The 435-nt window shown below is 64.1% G+C and carries 1 protein-coding gene; it reads left to right on the forward strand.

The features are described from left to right. Positions 1-344, forward strand: a 344-nt coding sequence (locus tag DMB80_RS27855) for an acyl-CoA thioesterase (RefSeq protein ID WP_111512760.1), incomplete at its 5' end; no start/stop codon positions are given. Positions 345-435: the final 91 nt, after the last annotated feature.

A 435-nucleotide genomic window follows, 5' to 3' on the forward strand; every position in this document is an offset into this window, starting at 1 on the left:
GCATGGGCCATGTGAACAACGCCAAGTACATCTCCTACCTGGAAGAAGCGCGCGTGCGCTGGATGCTGGGTGTGGAAGGCGTGTCGATGACCGACCGCATCGCACCGGTGGTGGCCGCGACCAACGTCAACTACCGGCTGCCGATCGTATGGCCCAACGACATCCTGGTCGAACTGTTCGTCGAGCGCCTGGGCAACAGCAGCGTGACCATCGGCCACCGCATCGTCGACCAGCAGGACGAGTCGAAGCTGTATTCGGATGGCAACGTGGTGGTGGTGTGGATGGATACGCAGACCGGCAAGAGCGCACCGTTGCCGGACGCGATCCGCAGCGCCTCCAGCTGACATGCCCTGGTAGGTGCCGACCTTGGTCGGCACGCTTCGGCGGCAATGAGGTTGCCGGCCAGCGGCCGGCGCTACCGATCCCGTTCAAAGG

Source organism: Mycobacterium kyogaense, from assembly GCF_003254575.1.
Taxonomy (GTDB): Bacteria; Actinomycetota; Actinomycetes; order Mycobacteriales; family Mycobacteriaceae; genus Mycobacterium; species Mycobacterium kyogaense.